The following is a 20209-nucleotide window of genomic DNA, read 5'->3' as shown; positions in this document are numbered from 1 at the left end:
GACGCACAGGGTGCGAGCTGGCTTCATGGTTGCCCATGGATGTGATTTCTGATTAACATAACGATGCGTTACCTCGACGGCAAGACCTCTGCGCGCCCCGTGGAGCCACCGCATCCGTCCGGCACCCCAAGGAGCCTCATGAGCACGGAGCAGGACCAGATCGAAGCGCCTCCGCCGACGCCCTGTGAGGCGACGAGGCCTCGACCCGCATGGGTGACCGACGAACTGATCGGGCAATGGACCGCATGGATCCACCGGGCCGAGACGCGCGAAGTGAACGACAAGGCAGCGCCGTTGACGGCCCTCGCCCCCTACGACCTCTCCCCGATCGCCCCCGTCCCCTCCTGCACCCCCCAGGACGTCGAGTCCGCGGCCGCCGCAGCCCGCGCCGCCCAACTCGACTGGGCCCACACCCCGATCGCCCGCCGCGGCGCCGTCGTACTCGCCTTTCACGACCTCCTCCTGGAACGCCAGGACCAGGTCCTCGACCTCATCCAGTGGGAGACCGGCAAGGCGCGCTACCACGCCTGGCAGGAGGTCGCGCAGGTCGCGGCCATCGCCCGGCACTACGCGCGCCGCGCCCGCCGCTACCTGTCCACCCGTCACGTACGCGGGATGGTGCCCGGCCTGACGAAGGTCAAGGAAGTCCGGGTGCCCAAGGGCGTCGTCGGCGTCATCTCCCCCTGGAACTACCCCCTCTACCTCGGAGTCGGCGACGTCCTCCCGGCCCTCCTCGCCGGCAACGCCGTTGTCTCCAAGGCGGATTCGCAGGCTGTCCTGACCATGCTGTGGACGCGTGCCCTGCTCGCCGAAGCCGGTCTGGCCGCCGATCTGTGGCGGATCGTGGCCGGAGACGGAGCCGTGGTCGGGACGGCCGTCGTCGACACTTCCGACTTCGTCTGCTTCACCGGCTCGACCGCCACCGGACGTGCCGTCGCCGAGCGGGCCGCCCACCATCTGGTCGGCGCCTCACTCGAACTCGGCGGAAAGAACCCCCTCATCGTGCGCGCGGACGCGGACGTCACCGCCGCGGCGGCGGGCACGGTCGTCTCCGCCTTCGCCAACACCGGCCAGATGTGCATCCACACCGAACGCGTCTACGTCCACGAGCAGGTCTACGACGCCTTCCGCGACGCGCTCGTACAGGCGACGAAGGCGTTGCGCCTCGCACCGGCCTACGACTACTCGGCGGACATCGGCTCACTCGTCTCATCGGCCCAACTCGCCGCCGTTCAGGACCATGTCGACGAGGCGGTGGCCAAAGGCGCGACCGTACTCATCGGTGGCCGGACCCGGCCGGACATCGGCCCGCTGTTCTACGAACCGACCGTCCTCGAAGGCGTCACCCCCGAGATGGCCGTCTGCACGGCGGAGACCTTCGGCCCGGTCATCGCGCTTTACCCTTACGGCACCGACAACGACGCGGTGCGGCTCGCCAACCAGGGGACCTACGGCCTGTCCGCGTCGATCTGGTCCAAGGACACCCGCGAGGCCGACCGGATGGCCGGGCTGATCCGCGCCGGATCGGTCAACATCAACGACGGCGCCGCCGCCGCGGCCGGCAGCATCGAGGCCGGTATGGGCGGCATGGGCGACAGCGGACTCGGCCGACGCCACGGCGCCGAGGGGATCCGCAAGTACACCGAGAGCCAGACCGTCGCCGTACAGCGCCTCATGCCGCTCGGCCCTTCACCCGAACAGCCGGTGGAGAGCTTCGTCCGCCGCACCAACGGCCAACTGGCCCTGCTGCGAAAGCTGCGTGTGCGATGAGCGACCACGAAATGACGCCGTCCGTTGTAGAGCGGTGGCGCACCCTGCGCACAGCAGCCGGCCCCATCGACCCGACCGAACTCGACGCGTTGTGGGCGGACCTCAAGTCAGTTGACGTATCGTCAATCCTGGGCTCCTGGCGTGGGTTTGCGTTCCCCACGGGCCACCCCGTCGAGCGAGTCCTGGCCCGCAGCCGGTGGCACGGCAAGCGATTCCTCGCCCTCGATGACGCCCAACCCCTCATCTGCCGTGCGGAGGACAGCGAGGGCGGCGGGCTCTACTCCGACACCACCTCCGGCCGCGGCGAAGCCAGCCTCTGGAACATCGAGTTCCGCGGCGAGGTCACCGCCACGATGGTCTACGACGGCATGCCGGTGTTCGACCACTTCAAGCAGGTCGACGACGACACCCTCATGGGCGTGATGAACGGCAAGGCGGCCACCGTGGCCCCCGACGGCCACCTCTTCTACTTCGGCCTGGAGCGCGAGTGAAAATCTCCGCGCTGCTCACGCGCGGCACCGCGCCCAGCGAACTCGTCGAGGCCGAACTGGACGACCCACGCCCCGACGAGGTGATCGTCCGGATCGAGGCGGTCGGTGTGTGCCACACCGACCTCGTCACCCGCACCGAGCTCGGCGACCAGCCGGCGGTCCTCGGCCACGAGGGCTGCGGCACGGTCGAGCGCGTAGGCTCGTCCGTCGATCAACTCGCCCTCGGGGAAAGGGTTGTGATCTCCTTCGCCTCGTGCGGAGGCTGCACCCAGTGCCGGGCCGGCCACCCGGGATACTGCGCCTGGGCGACCGCCCTCAACGGCTCCGGACGACGCCTGGACAAGTCCTCGACCCTACGCGTCCGCAACGAGCCGGTCTTCAGCTCCTTCTTCGGCCAATCTTCTTTCGCCACGGCCGCGTTGATGGCCGCCGCGTCCTGCGTTCCGGTCGGCGACGTACCGCCGGAAGCCGTCGCACCCCTGGGCTGCGGCTTCCTCACCGGCGCGGGCGCGGTCCTCAACGTCCTGCGACCCCGGCCCGGTGACCGCCTGCTGGTGATCGGCGCCGGCGGCGTGGGCGCCGCCGCAGCGCTCACGGCTCGCTCCGAAGGCGTCGAGGTCATCGTCGCGGAACCCGTCGCCGCACGCCGAGCCCTCCCCGCCCGGTACGGCGTCACGGCCGTAGCGTCGCTGGACGATCCGATCCCACCGGTGACCCACGCCCTGGACACCACCGGCAGACCCGGGTCCATCGCCCGCGCACTCGCCCTGCTCCAGCCGCGCGGGGTGCTGGCCCTGGTCGGGCTGGGCCCGGCCGAAGTCACCTTCGACGTAAGGACGTTGATGCTGCGCGGGCTCCACGTACGCGGCTGCGTGGAGGGCGACGCCGATCCGTCGGTCCTGATCCCCGAACTCATCCAGCGCTACCGATCCGGCCTCCTGCCCCTCGACCAGCTGGTGACCACCTACCCCCTGGCCGCATTCGACCGGGCCGTGGCCGACCAGCAGGCCGGCCGGACGCTCAAGCCGGTGCTCGTGCCGACGAGTTGAACCCACAGCCGCCGGCCGCCCCTCGCTCGCGCCCTTCACCCCACCGACCGCGATCTGGAACAGGAACCTTCATGGCCGATGTGATCTCCGCGAAGCGGTCCCTCTACGACGACGAGCACGAACTCCTCCGCGAGACGGTCCGCGCGTTCGTCGACAAGCACGCCGCCCCGCACGCCGAGCGCTGGCGGGCCGAGGGCAAGGCCGACCGCCGGCTGTTCGAGGAGGCCGCCCGCGCAGGCATTCTCGGCTTCAACATCCCCGAGGAGTACGGCGGTGGGGGTGTCACCGACTTCCGCTTCAACGCCGTGATCGGTGAGGAGTTCTCCCGTCATCCCGTCTCGGACGGGCTCGCCGGGGTGGCGCTGTCCAGCGACATCGTCGTGCCGTACTTCACCGACCTCACCAACGAAGAACAGAAGGCCCGCTGGCTGCCCGGCATCGCCGCAGGGGAACTCGTCGTCGCCGTAGCGATGACCGAGCCCGGCACCGGCAGCGACCTGGCCGGCATCAGCACCGCCGCCGTCCGCGACGGCGACGACTACGTCGTCAACGGCAGCAAGGTCTTCATCTCCAACGGCCAGAACGCCGACCTCGTCGTCACCGCCGTCCGCACCGGCCCGGACCGCCACGGCGGGATCAGCCTGCTGGTCGTCGAGGCCGACCGCCCCGGCTTCTCGCGCGGACGCAACCTGGAGAAGATCGGCCTGCACGCCCAGGACACCAGCGAGTTGTTCTTCCAGGACGTGCGTGTGCCGGCCGCCAACCTCCTCGGCGAGGAGGGCTCCGGCTTCCAGGCCCTCATGCGCAACCTGCCGCAGGAGCGGATCTCGATCGCCGCCAACGCCGTGGCCTCCATCGAGGGAGTCCTCGAACGCACCCTGGAGTACGTCAAGGAGCGCAAGGCGTTCGGCAAGCCGATCGGCTCCTTCCAGAACACCCGCTTCGAACTGGCCGAGATGGTCACCACCGCCCGGGTCGGCCGCGCCTACCTCGACGACCTGCTCGCCCGGCACACCCGCGGCGAACTGACCGCGGTGGACGCCGCGGCCGCGAAGTTCTGGGCGACGGAACAGTACGTCGCCATCGTCGGCCGCTGCCTCCAACTCCACGGCGCCTACGGCTACATGCTCGAGTACCGCATCGCGCACGACTACCTCGACTCGCGCATCACCACCATCTACGGCGGCACCACCGAGATCATGAAAGAGATCGTCGGCCGCGACCTGGGCCTGTAGCCATCGGCCCCCACCCCTCTTCGCCCCCGCCTCCGCATCAAGAAAGGGTCCGTCGTGCCCGACGCCTACCTCTACGACGCCGTCCGCACCCCGCGCGGCAAGAACCGCGGCGGCGCCCTCCACGGCACCAAGCCCGTCGACCTGGTCGTAGGACTGATCCACGCGATCCAGGAGCGCACCCCCGCCCTCGACCCGACCCGCATCGACGACATCGTGCTCGGCGTGGTGTCCCCGGTGGGCGAGCAGGGAGGCGACCTCGCCCGCACCGCCGCCCTGGTCGCCGGACTGCCGCACACGGTGGCCGGAGTCCAGATCAACCGCTTCTGCGCCTCGGGCCTGGAAGCGGTCAACCTCGCCGCGCAGAAAGTCGCTTCGGGCTTCGAGAGCCTAGTCCTCGCAGGCGGCGTCGAATCGATGTCACGGGTTGCGATCGGCTCGGACGGCGGGGCCTACGCACAGGACCCCACCACCGCCTACGACGCCTACTTCGTGCCCCAGGGCATCGGCGCCGACCTGATCGCCACCCTGGAAGGCTTCGGCCGCGAGGAGGTCGACGCCTACGCCGCCCGCTCGCAGGAACGGGCCGACACCGCCTGGCGTGAAGGCCGCTTCGCCAGGTCGATCGTGCCCGTACGCGACCTCAACGGCGTCCTCGTCCTCGACCACGACGAACACCGCCGTCCCGGCACCACCGTCGAGAGCCTCGCCTCGCTGCCCGCGTCCTTCGCCGCCGCCGGCGCGCAGGCCGGCTTCGACGCGGTCGCGTTGCAGAAGTACCACCACCTGGAGCGCATCGACCACGTGCACCACGCCGGCAACAGCTCCGGCATCGTCGACGGCGCCGCGCTGACGCTGATCGGTACCCGGGAGATCGGCGAGCAGCTCGGCCTCGTCCCGCGCGCCCGCATCGTGGCGACCGCCGTCACCGGCGCGGAGCCCACCATCATGCTCACCGGTCCCACACCGGCCACCAGGAAGGCGCTCGCGGCCGCCGACCTGGACGTCGACGACATCGACCTGTTCGAGCTGAACGAAGCCTTCGCCGCCGTCGTCATGAAGTGGCAGCGCGACCTCAAGGCCCCCGACGAGAAGGTCAACGTCAACGGCGGCGCAATCGCCCTCGGCCACCCCCTGGGCGCCACCGGAGCCATGATCCTCGGCACGCTTCTGGACGAACTGGAACGCACCGGCGGACACCGCGGCCTCGCGACGCTCTGCGTCGGCGCGGGGATGGGCATCGCCACCGTCATCGAGCGCCTCTGACGCAGAGAAGAGAGCCACAGACACATGACCACGACCACAACCACGACGACGTCCACGACCAAAACCGACTCCGCCCTCACCTATGCCCGAGACGCGGACGGCGTCGTCACCCTCACCCTGGACGACCCCACCTCCTCGGTGAACACCATGAACGACGCCTTCATGACCGGCCTGGAGCGCTGCGTCCCACGCCTCGAGTCCGAACGCGACGACATCACCGGCGTACTCCTCGTCTCCGCCAAGAAGACCTTCTTCGCCGGCGGCGACCTGAACCGGCTGCGCGCGGGCAGCGCCGACAAGGCGGCCGAGGAGACCGCGTACATCAACCGTATGAAGGGCTGGATGCGCCGACTGGAGCAACTCGGCAGGCCCGTGGTCGCGTTGCTCGACGGCACCGCGCTCGGCGGCGGCCTCGAAGTCGCCCTCTGCGCCCACCATCGCATCGCCACCGACCTGCCCGGCAGCCGCTTCGGCCTGAACGAGGTCAGCTTCGGACTGCTTCCCGGCGGCGGAGGCATCACTCGCACCGTCCGCATGTTCGGCCTGCACAAGGCGCTGTCGGAAGTGATCCTGCCCGCACGGAAGTTCACGCCACAGGCGGCTCTCGCTCTCGGCCTCGTGGACGAGTTGGCCGTGGACCCGCAGGAGGCCGAGACGCGGGCCCGTGCCTGGATCGCCGAACACCCCGACGCGCGACAGCCCTGGGACGCCGAGGGCTTCGGCCTCCCCGGCGGAGACGTCCGCAGCCCAGCGGTCGCCGCGACCCTGCCCGCCCTGTCGAGCCTGTTGCGCCGGCAGACCAAGGGCGCACCGATGCCCGCGCCGCGCGCCGCACTCGCCGCCGCCGTCGAGGGCGCCTACGTCGACTTCGACACCGCCTCCCTGATCGAGACCCGGTACCTGGTCAGCCTGCTGACCGGCCAGGTCACCAAGAACATGATCAAGGCGTTCTTCTACGACCTCCAGCACATCACCTCGGGCGCCGGCCGGCCCCAGCACTTCGAGCGCCACACCACCCGCAAGGTCGGCGTCATCGGCGCGGGCATGATGGGAGCGGGCATCGCCCACGTCAGCGCGAAGGCCGGAATCGACGTCGTCCTCAGGGACGTCACGCTCGACGCCGCGGAGCGGGGCAAGGACTACGCCCGCGCCCTGGAGGCGAAGGCGATGGCAGCGGGCCGCACCACGCAGGACGCATCCGACGCCCTCCTCGAACGGATCCAACCCACCGCCGACGCCGCGGACTTCACCGCGGTGGACCTCGTCATCGAGGCGGTCTTCGAGTCGGTACCGCTCAAGCAGCAGGTCTTCCGGCAGATCCAGGACGTCGTGGAACCCGACGCGGTACTCGGCTCCAACACCTCCACCCTGCCGATCTCCCTGCTGGCCAAGGGAGTTGAGCGCGAGGGCGACTTCATCGGCATCCACTTCTTCAGCCCGGTGGACAAGATGCCCCTGGTCGAGATCGTCCGCGGCGAGCAGACGAAGGACGCGACCCTGGCCAAGGTCTTCGACTACGTCCTGCAGATCGGCAAGACGCCCATCGTCGTCAACGACTCGCGCGGCTTCTTCACCTCACGCGTCATCGGCCGCTTCATCGCCGAGGCCGTCGCGGCCGTGGGGGAGGGCGCCGAACCGGCGAGCATCGAGCAGGCCGCGCTCCAGGCGGGCTATCCCGCCGGCGCCCTCCAACTCCTCGACGAACTCACCCTGTCGCTCACCCAGAAGATCCGCATCGAGACCCGCGCCGCCGAGGAAGCCGAAGGCAGGACCTGGGTGGCGCACCCGGCGGACGAGGTCGTCGACTGGATGCTCGAACAGGGACGGATCGGCCGACGCGAGCGCGCCGGCTGGTACGACTACGACGCGTCCTCCGGCAGACGACTCGGCATCTGGCAGGGCGCCCGCGAGCGCTACGGCTCCGGACAGCGCGTACTGCCGCTCAAGGACCTCCAGGAGCGCATGCTCTTCGCCGAGGCCCTCGACGCCGTCGACTGCCTCGACGCAGGCGTCCTGACCAGCGTGGCCGAAGCGAACATCGGCTCCCTGCACGGCATCGGTTTCCCCGCCTGGACCGGCGGCGTCCTGCAGTACGTCAACCAGTACGACGGCGGGCTGCCGGGCTTCGTCGCCCGCGCCCGCGAACTCGCCGCGACCTACGGAGAACGCTTCCTGCCCCCCGCATCACTGGTGGAACGCGCCGAACGCGGTGAGTCCTTCGTATGAGGCCATGCCTTCCGCATCCCCCTCTCCGAGGCAGCCGGCCTGGGCGTCATCACGGCCCTGACCCGACCCACCCCGGCCGAGCCGGCGGTCCCGGGGCGATCCGACGCACCCGTATCGACGCCTTTCCCCGGGCCGCTCCTGCCGGACCAGGCGTAGTCTGAACGTACCGAGAGCTCTTCGCGCAGCGCGCCCGGCGGTGCCGTTCCCGGCGAGTGACGTCACGGGCGCCCGCCCTCGGCTCCCGGAACGGGACCGCACGATGGAACCCAGCAGCACCCCGGCCGAGGCCGCGTTCGCGGTCGACGCGCACACGTACCGCATGCCCCTGCCCCGCCTGGTCCTCACGCCGGGCGTCGGGCACGGCCCGCTGGACGGGGTGTGGTGGCCGCGCTGCGACGCACTGGAACTCGAGCTTCCCGCGCTCGTCGCCTCGCTGGAGCCGGGCCGGGGCACGACCGTACGCGTCACCGTGGACGCCACCCAATGGCCCGGCGCACCCCACACGGTCATGGCACCCGGTCGGGTGATCGCCGTGGAGCCGACCGAATCCGCCCGCGAGGCGCACCTGATCACCCTGGACTGCGACATCGTGGGACGCCAGGTGCTCCTGGTCGTCCCGCACAGGGAGTCTCCCGCCACAGCCGCACGGCTGCTCTCCGCCGCAGCCGACCCCACCGCGAGCACGCCGCCGACCCGCTGACGAAAACTGAGCTCTCGAAGGCAGAAATCGACAGGTGGAACGGGGAATATTCCCTCGCCGGCCGGTGGATGGCCCTTTTCCGCGGCGCACTGACGACTACGCCGTGCTACTGTCGAATCAGGTTGCAGTTGTGGTTGCCAAAAGGGTTCATTTTCCGACGGGTTGATCATCACGGCGACACGGAGTCCGCACAGGGCGGACTCTGAGCACCGTTTCCGAAGGAGAATGACATGGCCACCGGCACTGTGAAGTGGTTCAACGCCGAAAAGGGCTTCGGCTTCATCGAGCAGGACGGCGGCGGCGCCGACGTCTTCGCCCACTACTCGAACATCGCCGCCCAGGGCTTCCGCGAGCTGCAGGAAGGCCAGAAGGTGTCGTTCGACATCGCTCAGGGCCAGAAGGGCCCGACCGCCGAGAACATCGTTCCGGCCTGACACCGGCTCTGACGCATACTTCGCAGCTGGGGCCCGCACCTTGGGGTGCGGGCCCCAGCTCGTGCCATTTTCAGGGGGATTCTTTCCCGCTGTTTTTCGCTCGTTCTCGCGATTCTCTGCGCCGTTGACCGTGCTGCGGGAATTCCTTGGTACGCGCCCGCACCGAGGAAGGTTCGTAGCAATCGGGCGCGCGTTTTTCGTGCCGTATGCACCGCATCCATCACGCGCACCACCCGCACGTACGACCGCTTCGAGGGTTCTGCCCGCACCGATGCCGGCCGCCGGCCCGGGGGCGCCGTTCATCGAGCTGCGGCCTGTGCAGAGTCATCACGATCCGAACGTCAGCTCGTACCGCAGGAGGCAGCTGTGACACCCGTTCACACGCAACGACACCCGTCCGCTCCCGACGGCATGGCCAGGTTCGGGCATGTGGAAACGGCCGAGCTGCGAGTCCATGACGACATGACCGTCGAGGTGGCCCTGTCCGTCATGGCCGGTGCCGGTGTGGAGTACCTGCTGCTGTGCGACGGGGACGACGAGCGCACCGGCTCGGTCACCAGGGCCGAACTCGCCGTGCACCGCGACAGCTCCGCCTACACGGACCGCGTCCGGCTGCGGGACGTCCTCGGGGCACCGCGCCCGGTCGTGAGCCTTTCCACCTTCGCCATGTGAGGCTTCTCCCCGGGCTTCTCCTGAGGCTTCCCCCTGTGAGGCACCATGCGCCGCGTCATCGCCCGATACCCGTTCGAACATTCGGTGACCGTCGGCCGCCGCCGCTGTCCCGTGACGCAGGTCGGCGAGGTGACCGGGGCCATGTCCCGTCTTGGCTTCGCCCGCCACGGCCGCCCCGGGACCGTGCCACCGGCGGCCCCCGGTGCCCGCGACCCCGTCCAGGGAGCGTGACGTGCGGCGCCCTGGGGCGCGGCGTGCGGCGTTCGGTCGCGTGCCGTGAAGTGCTGATCGCACAGAGGAGTTGGGCCGCATGCGCCCTTGTCCCGACACGCCCGAGCGCTACCGTGTGCCGCCCGACCTGTTCGACGAGTGCCGGCTGGTGCGCGCCCACGGGGAGCTGAACCCGACCACCGTGGCGCCCCTGGCGCACGCCCTGGAGGAGGCGCGCACCGGACACGGGCGCCTCTTTCTCATCGTCGACCTGAGTGAAGTGACCCTCACCGACGGAAGCATCCTTCAGCCGCTGTGTGCGGCATGGGACGACTGCAGGGCCCGGCAGGGCTGGGTCCGGGTCGTCCACAGCAGCACGGCGATCGACCTCGTCCTGCTCGGCGGCGGCGTACTCGGCCGCTTCCCCGCCCATGCCAGCGCCCAGGACGCCTGGCGGGGGAGGGCTACGGCAGGGCGTGGCGCAGGACGCGCCCCCACATCGACGCGTACTGCCGGCGAAGAGGCCCCGTGACGTACGGCAGCCCGTACCGGGCGCAGATCTCGCGAACCCTGGGTGCGACCTCGGCGTAGCGGTTGCTGGGCAGGTCGGGGAAGACGTGGTGCTCGATCTGGTGGCTGAGGTTGCCGGTGAGGAGGTGCAGGAGCCGCCCGCCCTCGATGTTCGCCGAGCCCTGGATCTGGCGGAGATACCACTCGCCCCGGGTCTCACCCTCGATCTCGTCCTCCGTGAACGTCCGTACGTCGCCCGGGAAGTGGCCGCAGAAGATGACCGTGTGGGCCCAGACGTTGCGCAGGGCGTTCGCCGTGAGGTTGCCGAGCAGGCAGGGCAGGGCGGAGGGCCCGGCGAGGAGTGGGAAGAGGACGTAGTCCTTGGCGCACTGGCCCACCGCCTTACGGGCCAGGCCGGCGAGGTCGCCGAGAAGGGCCCGTACGCTCTTGCGCCCGGCCGGCACCGCCTCCGCCTCCAGGTCGTACAGGGCGATGCCCCATTCGAAGACCGGCGCGAGCAGGGCGGTGTAGAGCGGCTGGAACACGTACACCGGATGCCAGGGCTGGTCGGTGCTCACCCGCAGGATGGTGTAGCCGAGGTCACGGTCACGTCCGACGACATTGGTGTAGGTGTGGTGCAGGTGATTGTGGGTGCGTTTCCAGGCGTCGGCGGGGGTGGCGAAGTCCCACTCCCAGGTGGTCGAGTGGATCGCCGGGTCGCCCATCCAGTCCCACTGGCCATGCAGGATGTTGTGACCGAGCTCCATGTTCTCCAGCGTCTTGGCGACGGTGAGCATCGCGGTGCCGGCCAGCCAGGCGGGCGGCAGAAGCGAGACGGTGAGCGCGAGACGGCCTCCGGTCTCCAGGGAACGCTGCAGGGCGAGGACGGTATGGATGTAGCGAGTGTCGGTCGCGCCCCGCGATGCGACGACCTCGGAACGGATGCGGTCGAGTTCACGACCCAACGCCTCGGTCTGGTCGACTTCGTTGTTCGGCAGGGCAGTTGGTGCGGACATGGTGGGCCTCCTCGGGAGGGCCTAGACGTCGAGGACGAGCGGACCGGCGGCTCCGTTGACGCAGGTCTGGATCAACTCGCCCGGTGTTCCGTGCAGTTCGCCGGTGCGTAGATCGCGGATACGGCCGTCGAGAAGCGGAACGAGGCAACCGTGGCAGACACCCATACGGCAGCCGTACGGCATCGGCACGCCCGCGCGCTCGCCGGTCACCAGCAGTGGGCCGGATGCGGGCGCTTCGGCCTCGACGCCGCTGCGGTCGAACGACACCCTGCCGCCGATGGCAGCGGCGGACTGCGGCAGCGGCGGGACCAGCCGGAAGCGCTCCGTGTGCAGCCGCTCGCGCGCATCCGCACGCTGCCAATGGTGTTCGGCCGCGTCGAGCAGTCCCGCCGGGCCGCACATCCACGCCTCGCGCCGCCGCCAGTCGGGACAGAGCGCGGTGATGCGCTCCGGGCTGAGCCGGCCGTCCGCGCGCGTGTACGTCAGTCCGAGCCGGAACCAGGGTGACCGGGCCGCCAGTCCGGTCAACTCGTCGCGGAAAATGCACTGTTCGGCGTCGGGCGCGCTGTGCAGGAGTACGACATCACCGGGTGGCCGGCGCCGCCGTGCCAGCGTCCGGAGAATGCCCATCACGGGGGTGATGCCGCTGCCCGCCGTCACGAACAGCATCCGCTCCGGAACCGGCTCGGGCACCGTGAACTCCCCTTGTGCCGGGCCGAGTCGCAGTACCGTGCCGGGCGGAGTGCGGTGCACGAGGTGGGGGGAGACCCGTCCGCGCGGGTCCGCCTTCACGGTGAGGGTGAGCGTGTGGCCGCCGGGTCGTGCGGTGATCGAGTAGGTGCGCCAGTGCCGTACGCCGTCGATCTCCACCCCCACCGGCAGATACTGCCCGGCCCGGTGTCCGGTCCAGCCGCGCCCCGGCCGGATCGTCAGTGTGGCCGCGGCGGGACCTTCGGCGCGCACGGCGACGACCCTGCCCGCGGGCTGCCGGGCGGACAACAGCGGGTCGAGCAGGGCGAGATAGTCGTCGGGGGCCGAGGGGCTGGTCAGCGGGGAGACGACCCAGGACGCGGCCGTGAGGATCCGACCGCCGGTCCGTCCGGCACACCACCCGGTGAGCCGGTCCACGACGGGTGACGGCGACCGGAAGCTCGACACGGGCATACGGACGCCCCTTCTCATGGGTGTGGTCATCACGACGCTTCCCGGTGAGTGTCCGGGTCTCGCTGCCCGATGGGTCTCCGGGATGCGCATACGGCGGCGTGGGACCCGTCTGTCACGTACGCCCACGGATTGCCGGTGCCAGGGGCGACTACCCCGCACAAAGCGAAGCACACCGGACGGCCGGTCGACGATCGGGCGGAGACGGACTTTCGGTCACATTGCGCACGTCACCCATCGGCGGTGGCACGGAGCCCGTCCGGCGCGGGCGCGCTGACCTGGGCCGGCCCGGCATGCGCGGAAGGGCGGCCGCTTCTCGGAAGACCGAATCGCGGCGGGCGCAGGGACGCGGTCAGGAGAAAGCGGTGGAGGCGCCGATCACCCACGTCCGTCGGCCGTCACCGATGAGCATCCGGCCCGGCGGAGAGCACATTCTCTGCCGCGCGCTCCACGTCCGCCTCCGACACCAGCACCAACTGCGCGGCCTTTCCCAGGGGTACGAAGCTGTCCGCGCTCGTGACCCGGCGGATCGGGCCCGTGAATCCGGCGTCGACCAGGGCGGTGACGACTCCCTCCGAGACGCCACCCGTACGGCGGGTCTCGTCGACCACGAGGACGCGGCCCGTCGCGCGGGCCTCCCGGAGGAGGTCGCTGACGGGGAGGGGGGAGAGCCAGCGGAGGTCTACGACGCGGCAGCCGATGCCTTGTTGTTCCAGGTGGCGGGCGGCTCTCAGGGAGATGGGAACGCCGTTGCCGCACGTGACGAGGGTCAGATCGTCGCCGGAGCCGTAGGTGCGGGCGCGGCCGATCGGTACGTGCTGTGCCGGTTGCGGATATGCGGCCAGCCAGGCGTTGTCGCCCTCCTCGTGGAGGTCCCGCGTGTGGTAGAGCGCGATCGGCTCCAGGAAGGCGCAGACCGAGCCGTCCACCTTCGCCGCCGCCACGCACGTCCGCAGCATCGCGGCCGCGTCGTCGGGGCGGGAGGGGGAGGCGACGACCAGGCCCGGGATGTCGCGCAGGGCGCCGACCGCGTTGTCGTTGTGGAAGTGGCCGCCGAAGCCGCGCTGGTAGCCGTAGCCGGCGATGCGGACCACGAGCGGATTGCGGTACCGGCCCTGCGAGAAGAACTGCAACGTCGCTGCCTCGCCGCGCAGTTGGTCGGCTGCATTGTGCAGGTAGGCGAGGTACTGGATCTCCGGGACCGGAAGGAGGCCGGACAGGCCCGCCCCCAACGCGAGTCCCAGGATGGACTGTTCGTCGAGGAGCGTGTCGAAGACCCGCGCCGAACCGAAGCGGCGCTGCAGACCGCGGGTCACTCCGTACACGCCGCCCTTGCGGCCCACGTCCTCGCCGAAGACCACCATCTCCGGGTGGGTGCCCAGGAGATCGGCGAGGGTATGGGTGAGGGACTGGGCGACCGTGACGGACTCGCCCACCGGTGCGGTGGGCGGTTCGGCCGTACGGCGGGCCGTCGTCGCCACGAGGGCGGGGCGGCGAGGTGCGATGGGGGCGGTGATCTGCTCCGCCGTGGTCAGGGGCTCGCTCTCCAACGCCTCCTTGGCCACGGCGAACACCCGTCCGCCCACCTCGTCGTAGCGGTCGAGGACCTGAGGTGGGGTGAGGACTCCGGTCGCCGTGAGGAGGCGGGCCGTGGCCAGCAGCGGGTCGCGGTCCAGGTCCGCGGTGACCTCGGACGGTGTCCGGTAGGCCGCTTCGGCGTCCGAGCCCGCGTGGCCGAGGAAGCGCACCAACGACAGGTGCAGGAAGGCGGGTCGGCGGGTTCCGCGGACGTGGGCCGCCGCCTCTTGCGCCGCGTCGAAGGTGGCCTGCGGGTCGCAGCCGTCCGCGGGGAAGTAGGCGAGGCCGGGCCGGTCGCCGTACGCCTGCCGTACCCAGTCGTGGGGTGTCGGGACGCTGATGCCCAGGCCGTTGTCCTCGCAGACGAACAGGATCGGCATCGGCAGGCCCTGATAGGCCGCGTTGCAGGCGCTGTTGATCGCGCCCGTCGCCGTGGAGTGGTTGACCGAGGCGTCGCCGAAGGAGCAGCAGACGACGGCGTCTGCGGGCCAGGCGCACTCGGTGCCGAGGCGCCTGGCGCGGGCGATGCTCCAGGCCACGCCGACCGCGCGCGGGAGATGGGAGGCGATGGTCGACGTCTGCGGGATGACGGCGAGTTCGTGGCGGCCGTAGACCTTGTGCCGGCCGCCGGCGATCGGTTCGTCGGCTCCCGCGGCCACGCCCAGCAGCATGTCCCGGACCGCGTCCACACCACCCACTTGTCGGGCGCGGGCGGCGTAGAAGGCGCCGGAACGGTAGTGCAGCAGGGCCGGGTCGGTGGGGCGCAGCGCGAGGGCGAGCGCGGCGTTGCCCTCGTGGCCGCCGGATCCGATGGTGTAGTAGCCGCGGCCCTGCTGCTGCATCCAGCGCGCGGCGAAGTCGGCGTGTCTGCTGGTGAGTTGGGCGTCGAACAGCTCCAGTGCGGTGTGGGCGTCCAGGCCGCCGGCGGCCGCACGCGGCGGCGCGTCGGGAGACCGAAGACCGGCCACTGCCTCGCGGAAGTGCCGGTCCAGGTCGTCCACGGCGTTCACAGGCGGAAGGAGAGGTCGGGCTCGAGCGTGGCCACGTCCATCTGTGCCTTCTGCAGGCGCCCTGAGTAGTCCCAGTTCATCGACTGCCAGCGGGTGAACTGGTCGAGCACCCACTGCCCGGACTGCCGACTGCCGTTGCCCGACTTGCCGTTGCCGCCGAAGGGCAGGTGCGCCTCGGCGCCGGACGTCGTGTTGTTCACGCTCACCATGCCCGCCGAGATGCCGCGCCGGTACGTCCACACGTCGTGCGGATCGGTGGTGTAGATCGCGGCGGACAGGCCGTAGCCATGGGCGTTGGCTAGATCGAGGGCCTCGTCGAAGGTGCGGTAGGTGGTCACGGAGACGATGGGGCCGAAGGTCTCGTTGAGGAACAGGTCGTCGTCGCGGCGCACCCCGTCGACGATGACCGGGTGGTAGAACATGCCCGCCTCGGGGTCGCCCACGAAGCCCTTGCGCGGGTTGGCGGCGGTGATCCGGCCGACGCCGTCGGAGCCGTACGTACGGTGATGGTCCTTGATCCAGCCGAGGAAGGACTCGTAGCGCTCGGCGAAGCGCTCGTCGAGCATCGGGCCGTAGAGGACGTCCTCGAAAGCGTCGCCGACCCGGGCCGCGCGGCTCGCGGCGTCGAAGCGGGCGAGGAAGTCCTCGTGCACCGACTCGTGCACGATGAGCGTGCCGAGGGAGGTGCAGCGCTGCCCCGCGGTGCCGAAGCCGGAGAACAGCGCCCCCTCGACCGCCAGGTCGAGCTGCGCGCTCGGCGTGACCACCTGGGGGTTCTTGCCGCCCAACTCCAGGCAGGGGGTCTGGAGATGGCTGCCGCACAGGGCGCCGATCTTCTGCCCGACGACCGTGGAGCCGGTGAACCCGACCTTGTCGACGAGGCCGGCGTCGAGGGAGGCCTCCAGGCCGGCGTACGTCTGCTCGCCGTCGGCGAGGACGAGGTTGAGTACGCCGTCGGGCAGGCCGCCTCCGTGCACGAACAGGTCGAAGAGGGCCTTGGCGCCGGCGGCGGCGTACTCGGCGGGCTTCCACACCACGGTGTTGCCGGTCACGAGGGCCGGCACCAGGTACCACGACGGCACGGCCACCGGGAAGTTGCCGGCGGTGATGACCGCGACCGCGCCCATGGGGTTGCGGAAGGTGAAGAGCTGCTTGTCGGGCATCTCGGACGGCACCGTCTGGCCGTAGAGCCGGCGTCCTTCGCCCAGGAAGAAGTCGCAGGTGTCGATGATCTCCTGGACCTCGCCGAGCGCCTCGGCCAGCGGCTTGCCGATCTCCTCCGTAACGATGCGGGCGAGGCGTTCCTTGTTGGCCTCGACCAGCCGGCCGATCTTCCCGATCGCCGATCCGCGCACGGGTGCCGGGACGTCCGCCCACGCGCGCTGGGCCTCCTTCGCGGCCTTGGCGGCCTCGACGAAGGTCGAGGCGTCCCCGAGCGAGACCTCGCTGACCACCTCGGCGGTACGACCGGGATTGGGTCGCCGAAGAGTCCCGCCGGGAGCGCCGGCGACCGGGTGGCCGGCAACGATCGAGGCGACGGAACGGGCCATGTGTGTGCTCCTTGTCGGCGGGGCGGTGTTCTTGCGAGGTGTCGGGGCGGTCAGCGCAGACCGGTGAGGACCCGGTCGAGGGCGCGCAGGGCGAAGCCGAGCTCGTCCCGGGTGACGGACAGGGCGGGGCGGAAGCGCACCGTACGCTCGCCGCACGGCAAGGCGATCACCTGCTCCTCGGTTCGCAGGCGGCGCACCACGTCGTCGCGGACGCCGCCGTCCGGCAGATCGATGGCGCACATCAGTCCGCGTCCGCGTGCATTGGCCGCGACCGGTGTGTGCCGGGCTTCGAGATCACGTAGTTCGGTCAGGAACCACGCTCCCACGTCGGCGGCGTTGGCCACCAGATCGTCTCTCTCGATGATCTCCAGGATACGGCGGGCGCGCACCATGTCGACCAGGCCGCCGCCCCAGGTGGAGTTGATCCGCCCGGAGACCTGGAGGACGTTGTCGGGCACCAGGTCGACCCGGCGGCCGGCCATGATGCCGCCGAGCTGGACCTTCTTGGCGAAGGCGACGATGTCCGGCTCGAGACCGAGCTGCTGGTAGGCCCAGGTGGTGCCGGTCATCCCGACCCCGGTCTGCACCTCGTCGAGCACGAACAGCGCGTCGTACTCGTGGCAGAGCGCCTGCATCGCCTGCAGGAACTCGGGGCGCATGTGGTTGTCGCCGCCCTCGCCCTGGATCGGCTCGGCGATGAAGCAGGCGATGTCGTGCGGGTTGTCCTCGAACGCCTGGCGCGCCTGCGCGAGGGCGGCGCGCTCGGCCTCCTCGACCTCGGCGAGGTGGCGTTCGAGGGGGAAGCGGACGGCGGGTACGTCGATGCGCGGCCAGTCGAACGTGGGGAAGCGGGCCGTCTTGTTGGGCTCGGTGTTCGTCAGCGAGAGCGTGTAGCCGCTACGGCCGTGGAACGCCTTGCGGAGGTGGAGCACCTTGGTGCCGAGATCGGGGGAGCGGCCGGCGGCCTCGTTGCGGCGGCTCTTCCAGTCGAACGCCGTCTTCAGCGCGTTCTCGACGGCGAGCGCGCCGCCCTCCACGAAGAACATCCTCGGCAGGTCCGGGTCGCCCAGCACGCGGGCGAACGTCTCGACGAACTCCGCGTAGTGCGTGGTGTAGACGTCGGGGTTGGCGGGCTTGTTCGCCGCCACCTGCGCGAGCAGCGTCATGAACTCGGGGTCGTCCACGATGCCGGGGGCGTTGAGCCCGAGCGGCGCGGACGCGAAGAAGGAGTACAGGTCGAGGAACTTCTCACCGGTGCGCGCGTCCACGATCCACGAGCCCCGACTGGCGAGCGGGTCGAGCACCAGCTTGAAACCGTCGGTCAGCACATGCCGACCGAGTCTCTCGTGCACCTCGTCCGGGAGGACCGTCGACACAGCGGCAACCGTCATGGAGGCACCTACTCTCGTGAGCCGTCTACCGAAGAAACTTCGTTGAACGCGAGAATCAGCGAAAATATTTTAGATATGGGACGGGAGGGGCCGCAAGGTTTCGTGCAGTGGTGGGTGTGGGTGTGTCGGGCGGGGGTGCTGACCGCTTGGCGGCGGAGCTGCCGGCGGGCTTGGCGGGGACCCGGCTGCGGACCTGGGGAAGCCGGCGGGAGGGGGGCGACACGGGCGCCGTCAGTAGATGATCGACACCATCTGGCACGCGGCCTCGGCGAGTCGCCGATCTCCGTGCACGTGGGCGCGGGCCAGGGCGTCCGCGGGATCGATGCCCCGCGTGGCCAGCCGCCAGACGGTCTCCGTGTCCAGCAGTACGGCCGCGGCCGGCCGGCCGCTCGACGCTTCGGCCAGCGACCATCCCTCCGCCGTGGCGGTCGCCGTCCAGCTGCCACCGCCGGAGCCCTCGGCGACCACTTGGACCTGCGTCCCGGCGGGCGCGGACGTGTGGCGGAGCGTGTGGGGCAGGGCCCGCATGAAGGTGTCGAGGACCATGGCCAGGGCGCGCGGGTCCGGGTCGGTGTCACGGCCGGCGGCGTGGCGGATCTGCTGCCGGTGGGTCCAGTGCTCGGTGAATTCCCGGGCGATGTCCAGCCACGCCGGCGCGGGGTCGACGCCTGCCCACGACACGCCCAGAGCGGCGGCCGCGGCAAGGTCGGCCGTGGCGAATCGTCGGGCGAGCCGGGTGCCGGCCTCCGCCAGAGCGTCGATGAGTGAAGCAGGGCTGTCGTCGGCGTGCAGCTCGACCCATTCCTGATTCGTGCGGTGGATGAACGCCTCGAGCGTCTCGCCGTCGGCGAGGCCGTTCCGGTGGTCGTGGCCGAGGCGGCCGTAGTAGTCACCCAGGAGATGGGTGGCGACGTCGTGGACCGTCCAGTGCCCGGCCGCCGGCCTGCTCCAGTCGGCGGGTGCCAGACCACGCAGGGTACTGAGCAAAGACCTGAGCTCCGGACCGAACATCGCACGGGCGTCGACGGGGTCGCCCAGCCAGGGGATGTCGGCCGCGCCGTTGGACTCGGAACTCATGGCGGAAGCCTGGCAGGCAGGAACCGCGGCCGCCATCGAATACCCGCGGCCGGTGCCCCCGCGCGCCCACGCGCGCCGGGAACGATCGTCAATTACAAGTTGACGATAGAGAATCGTCAACTTAAGATTGACGCATGAGTCCACTCGACATCAGCCTCGCCGACCTGATCGCACGGCTCGACGAGGAACTCCCTGAGGCCGACCAACTGGCCCGTATCAGCGAGGCGCGACTCCGCGCCCAGACCCTGTCCGACCTCGGTGACCAGCTCATCGACCACTACGTCAGCAAGGCCAAGCGGGACGGCGCGTCGTGGACCGAGATCGGCGACGCCATCGGGGTGTCCAAGCAGGCCGCCCAGCAGCGCCACGCGCCCGCTGCGTTCGAGCGGTTCACCAACCTGAACCGGCACAGCATCGTGCTGGCGCAGGAGGCGGCGCGGACGCACAAGCACGACTTCATCGGCACCGAACACATGCTGCTCGGCCTGCTCGGCGAACCGCGGGGCCTGGCGTACGAGGTGCTGGTGGCGAAGACCGGGTCTGAGCAACGTATCCGCGAGGCGATCGAGCAAGCGCTGGCGCCGGCGGGGAAGAAGGCTCTGCGGGGGCACATCGCCTTCCGGCCCGAGAGCAAGGAAGCGATCGAGCAGGCACAGCGTGCCGCGGCCGACCTCGGCCACGACTGGGTCGGCACGGAACACACCCTCCTGGGCCTGATCCGCACCGAACAGGGCCTCGCCGCCCAGATCCTGCGCAACCTCGGCTTCACGTCGGAGGAGCTGCGGGAGACGGTCGAGGCCGAAATCACCAAGCGGCTCGCCGCGCGCGGGGAGTAGACAGGCGGACGACACCACCAGTCGTCATTC

General features: G+C 70.4%; 17 protein-coding genes. 11 read left to right on the top strand and 6 right to left on the bottom strand.

The window, feature by feature from the left end; translation table 11 throughout:
- Positions 1-138 precede the first annotated feature (138 nt).
- The 10 genes from ACFU97_RS00750 to ACFU97_RS00705 all read left to right on the top strand — a co-directional run bounded on the left by ACFU97_RS00750 (position 139) and on the right by ACFU97_RS00705 (position 10582).
- The gene (locus ACFU97_RS00750; protein ID WP_384248969.1) at positions 139-1770 is read left to right on the top strand and encodes a succinic semialdehyde dehydrogenase; all 1632 of its coding nucleotides are present in this window, start codon (positions 139-141) and stop codon (positions 1768-1770) included.
- The gene (locus tag ACFU97_RS00745; protein WP_384248967.1) at positions 1767-2261 is read left to right on the top strand and encodes a DUF4334 domain-containing protein; all 495 of its coding nucleotides are present in this window, start codon (positions 1767-1769) and stop codon (positions 2259-2261) included. The genes ACFU97_RS00750 and ACFU97_RS00745 overlap by 4 nt, the downstream gene beginning before the upstream one ends.
- Positions 2258-3310: an alcohol dehydrogenase catalytic domain-containing protein gene (locus tag ACFU97_RS00740; RefSeq protein WP_384248964.1), complete on the top strand. Its 1053-nt coding sequence runs from the start codon at positions 2258-2260 to the stop codon at positions 3308-3310. Before ACFU97_RS00745 ends, ACFU97_RS00740 begins: the two co-directional genes overlap by 4 nt.
- A 71-nt stretch (positions 3311-3381) precedes the next feature.
- Positions 3382-4545: an acyl-CoA dehydrogenase family protein gene (locus ACFU97_RS00735; RefSeq protein ID WP_384248961.1), complete on the top strand. Its 1164-nt coding sequence runs from the start codon at positions 3382-3384 to the stop codon at positions 4543-4545.
- A 54-nt stretch (positions 4546-4599) separates the two neighbouring features.
- Positions 4600-5808, top strand: coding sequence for an acetyl-CoA C-acetyltransferase (locus ACFU97_RS00730; RefSeq protein ID WP_384248958.1), 1209 nt, complete (start codon positions 4600-4602; stop codon positions 5806-5808).
- 24 nt (positions 5809-5832) lie between these two features.
- On the top strand, positions 5833-8034 hold the full coding sequence (locus ACFU97_RS00725) for a 3-hydroxyacyl-CoA dehydrogenase NAD-binding domain-containing protein (protein WP_384248955.1): 2202 nt from the start codon (positions 5833-5835) through the stop codon (positions 8032-8034).
- A gap of 259 nt (positions 8035-8293) precedes the next feature.
- Positions 8294-8734 carry a DUF5994 family protein gene (locus ACFU97_RS00720; protein ID WP_384248952.1) on the top strand — a complete coding sequence of 147 codons (441 nt, stop codon included), beginning with the start codon at positions 8294-8296 and terminating at the stop codon, positions 8732-8734.
- A gap of 230 nt (positions 8735-8964) precedes the next feature.
- The gene (locus ACFU97_RS00715) at positions 8965-9168 is read left to right on the top strand and encodes a cold-shock protein (protein WP_030224351.1); all 204 of its coding nucleotides are present in this window, start codon (positions 8965-8967) and stop codon (positions 9166-9168) included.
- Positions 9169-9579: 411 nt separating this feature from the next.
- Positions 9580-9840 carry a CBS domain-containing protein gene (locus ACFU97_RS00710; RefSeq protein WP_384249476.1) on the top strand — a complete coding sequence of 87 codons (261 nt, stop codon included), beginning with the start codon at positions 9580-9582 and terminating at the stop codon, positions 9838-9840.
- 310 nt (positions 9841-10150) lie between these two features.
- A complete protein-coding gene (locus ACFU97_RS00705; protein ID WP_384248948.1) occupies positions 10151-10582 on the top strand; it encodes an STAS domain-containing protein in 432 nt (143 codons plus the stop codon).
- On the opposite strand, the gene ACFU97_RS00700 is transcribed toward ACFU97_RS00705, so the two are convergent.
- From ACFU97_RS00700 to ACFU97_RS00675, 6 genes are all read right to left on the bottom strand, one after another.
- Entirely contained in the window at positions 10515-11576 is a 1062-nt protein-coding gene (locus ACFU97_RS00700) for a fatty acid desaturase family protein (protein ID WP_384248945.1), read from the bottom strand. The two genes, ACFU97_RS00705 and ACFU97_RS00700, sit on opposite strands and share 68 nt — an antisense overlap.
- A gap of 21 nt (positions 11577-11597) precedes the next feature.
- Positions 11598-12740, bottom strand: a complete 1143-nt coding sequence (locus ACFU97_RS00695) for a ferredoxin reductase (protein ID WP_384248942.1) — start codon at positions 12738-12740, stop codon at positions 11598-11600.
- A 395-nt stretch (positions 12741-13135) separates the two neighbouring features.
- Entirely contained in the window at positions 13136-15325 is a 2190-nt protein-coding gene (locus ACFU97_RS00690) for a transketolase C-terminal domain-containing protein (protein WP_384248939.1), read from the bottom strand.
- Positions 15322-16875 (bottom strand): aldehyde dehydrogenase family protein, encoded by a 1554-nt coding sequence (locus tag ACFU97_RS00685; protein ID WP_384248936.1) that lies wholly within the window; start codon positions 16873-16875, stop codon positions 15322-15324. Before ACFU97_RS00685 ends, ACFU97_RS00690 begins: the two co-directional genes overlap by 4 nt.
- A gap of 50 nt (positions 16876-16925) precedes the next feature.
- Positions 16926-18266: an L-lysine 6-transaminase gene (gene lat / locus ACFU97_RS00680; protein WP_384248933.1), complete on the bottom strand. Its 1341-nt coding sequence runs from the start codon at positions 18264-18266 to the stop codon at positions 16926-16928.
- A 231-nt stretch (positions 18267-18497) separates the two neighbouring features.
- Positions 18498-19343 carry a maleylpyruvate isomerase family mycothiol-dependent enzyme gene (locus tag ACFU97_RS00675; protein WP_384248931.1) on the bottom strand — a complete coding sequence of 282 codons (846 nt, stop codon included), beginning with the start codon at positions 19341-19343 and terminating at the stop codon, positions 18498-18500.
- A gap of 134 nt (positions 19344-19477) precedes the next feature.
- Here ACFU97_RS00675 and ACFU97_RS00670 point away from each other — a divergent pair, with 134 nt between their 5' ends.
- Positions 19478-20179 carry a Clp protease N-terminal domain-containing protein gene (locus ACFU97_RS00670; protein WP_384248928.1) on the top strand — a complete coding sequence of 234 codons (702 nt, stop codon included), beginning with the start codon at positions 19478-19480 and terminating at the stop codon, positions 20177-20179.
- Positions 20180-20209: the final 30 nt, after the last annotated feature.

It is taken from the genome of Streptomyces sp. NPDC057616 (genome assembly GCF_042800575.1).
Lineage (GTDB): Bacteria > Actinomycetota > Actinomycetes > Streptomycetales > Streptomycetaceae > Streptomyces.
The sequence above is the reverse complement of the archived record's forward strand: the minus strand, read 5'-3'. Positions and strand labels throughout refer to the sequence as shown.

Coding starts and splice junctions, on each gene's coding strand:
- ACFU97_RS00750 (WP_384248969.1), top strand. CDS start 139: ATGAGCACGGAGCAGGACCAGATCGAAGCGCCTCCGCCGACGCCCTGT.
- ACFU97_RS00745 (WP_384248967.1), top strand. CDS start 1,767: ATGAGCGACCACGAAATGACGCCGTCCGTTGTAGAGCGGTGGCGCACC.
- ACFU97_RS00735 (WP_384248961.1), top strand. CDS start 3,382: ATGGCCGATGTGATCTCCGCGAAGCGGTCCCTCTACGACGACGAGCAC.
- ACFU97_RS00725 (WP_384248955.1), top strand. CDS start 5,833: ATGACCACGACCACAACCACGACGACGTCCACGACCAAAACCGACTCC.
- ACFU97_RS00720 (WP_384248952.1), top strand. CDS start 8,294: ATGGAACCCAGCAGCACCCCGGCCGAGGCCGCGTTCGCGGTCGACGCG.
- ACFU97_RS00715 (WP_030224351.1), top strand. CDS start 8,965: ATGGCCACCGGCACTGTGAAGTGGTTCAACGCCGAAAAGGGCTTCGGC.
- ACFU97_RS00710 (WP_384249476.1), top strand. CDS start 9,580: ATGGCCAGGTTCGGGCATGTGGAAACGGCCGAGCTGCGAGTCCATGAC.
- ACFU97_RS00705 (WP_384248948.1), top strand. CDS start 10,151: ATGCGCCCTTGTCCCGACACGCCCGAGCGCTACCGTGTGCCGCCCGAC.
- ACFU97_RS00700 (WP_384248945.1), bottom strand. CDS start 11,576: ATGTCCGCACCAACTGCCCTGCCGAACAACGAAGTCGACCAGACCGAG.
- ACFU97_RS00695 (WP_384248942.1), bottom strand. CDS start 12,740: ATGCCCGTGTCGAGCTTCCGGTCGCCGTCACCCGTCGTGGACCGGCTC.
- ACFU97_RS00685 (WP_384248936.1), bottom strand. CDS start 16,875: ATGGCCCGTTCCGTCGCCTCGATCGTTGCCGGCCACCCGGTCGCCGGC.
- lat (WP_384248933.1), bottom strand. CDS start 18,266: ATGACGGTTGCCGCTGTGTCGACGGTCCTCCCGGACGAGGTGCACGAG.
- ACFU97_RS00675 (WP_384248931.1), bottom strand. CDS start 19,343: ATGAGTTCCGAGTCCAACGGCGCGGCCGACATCCCCTGGCTGGGCGAC.
- ACFU97_RS00670 (WP_384248928.1), top strand. CDS start 19,478: ATGAGTCCACTCGACATCAGCCTCGCCGACCTGATCGCACGGCTCGAC.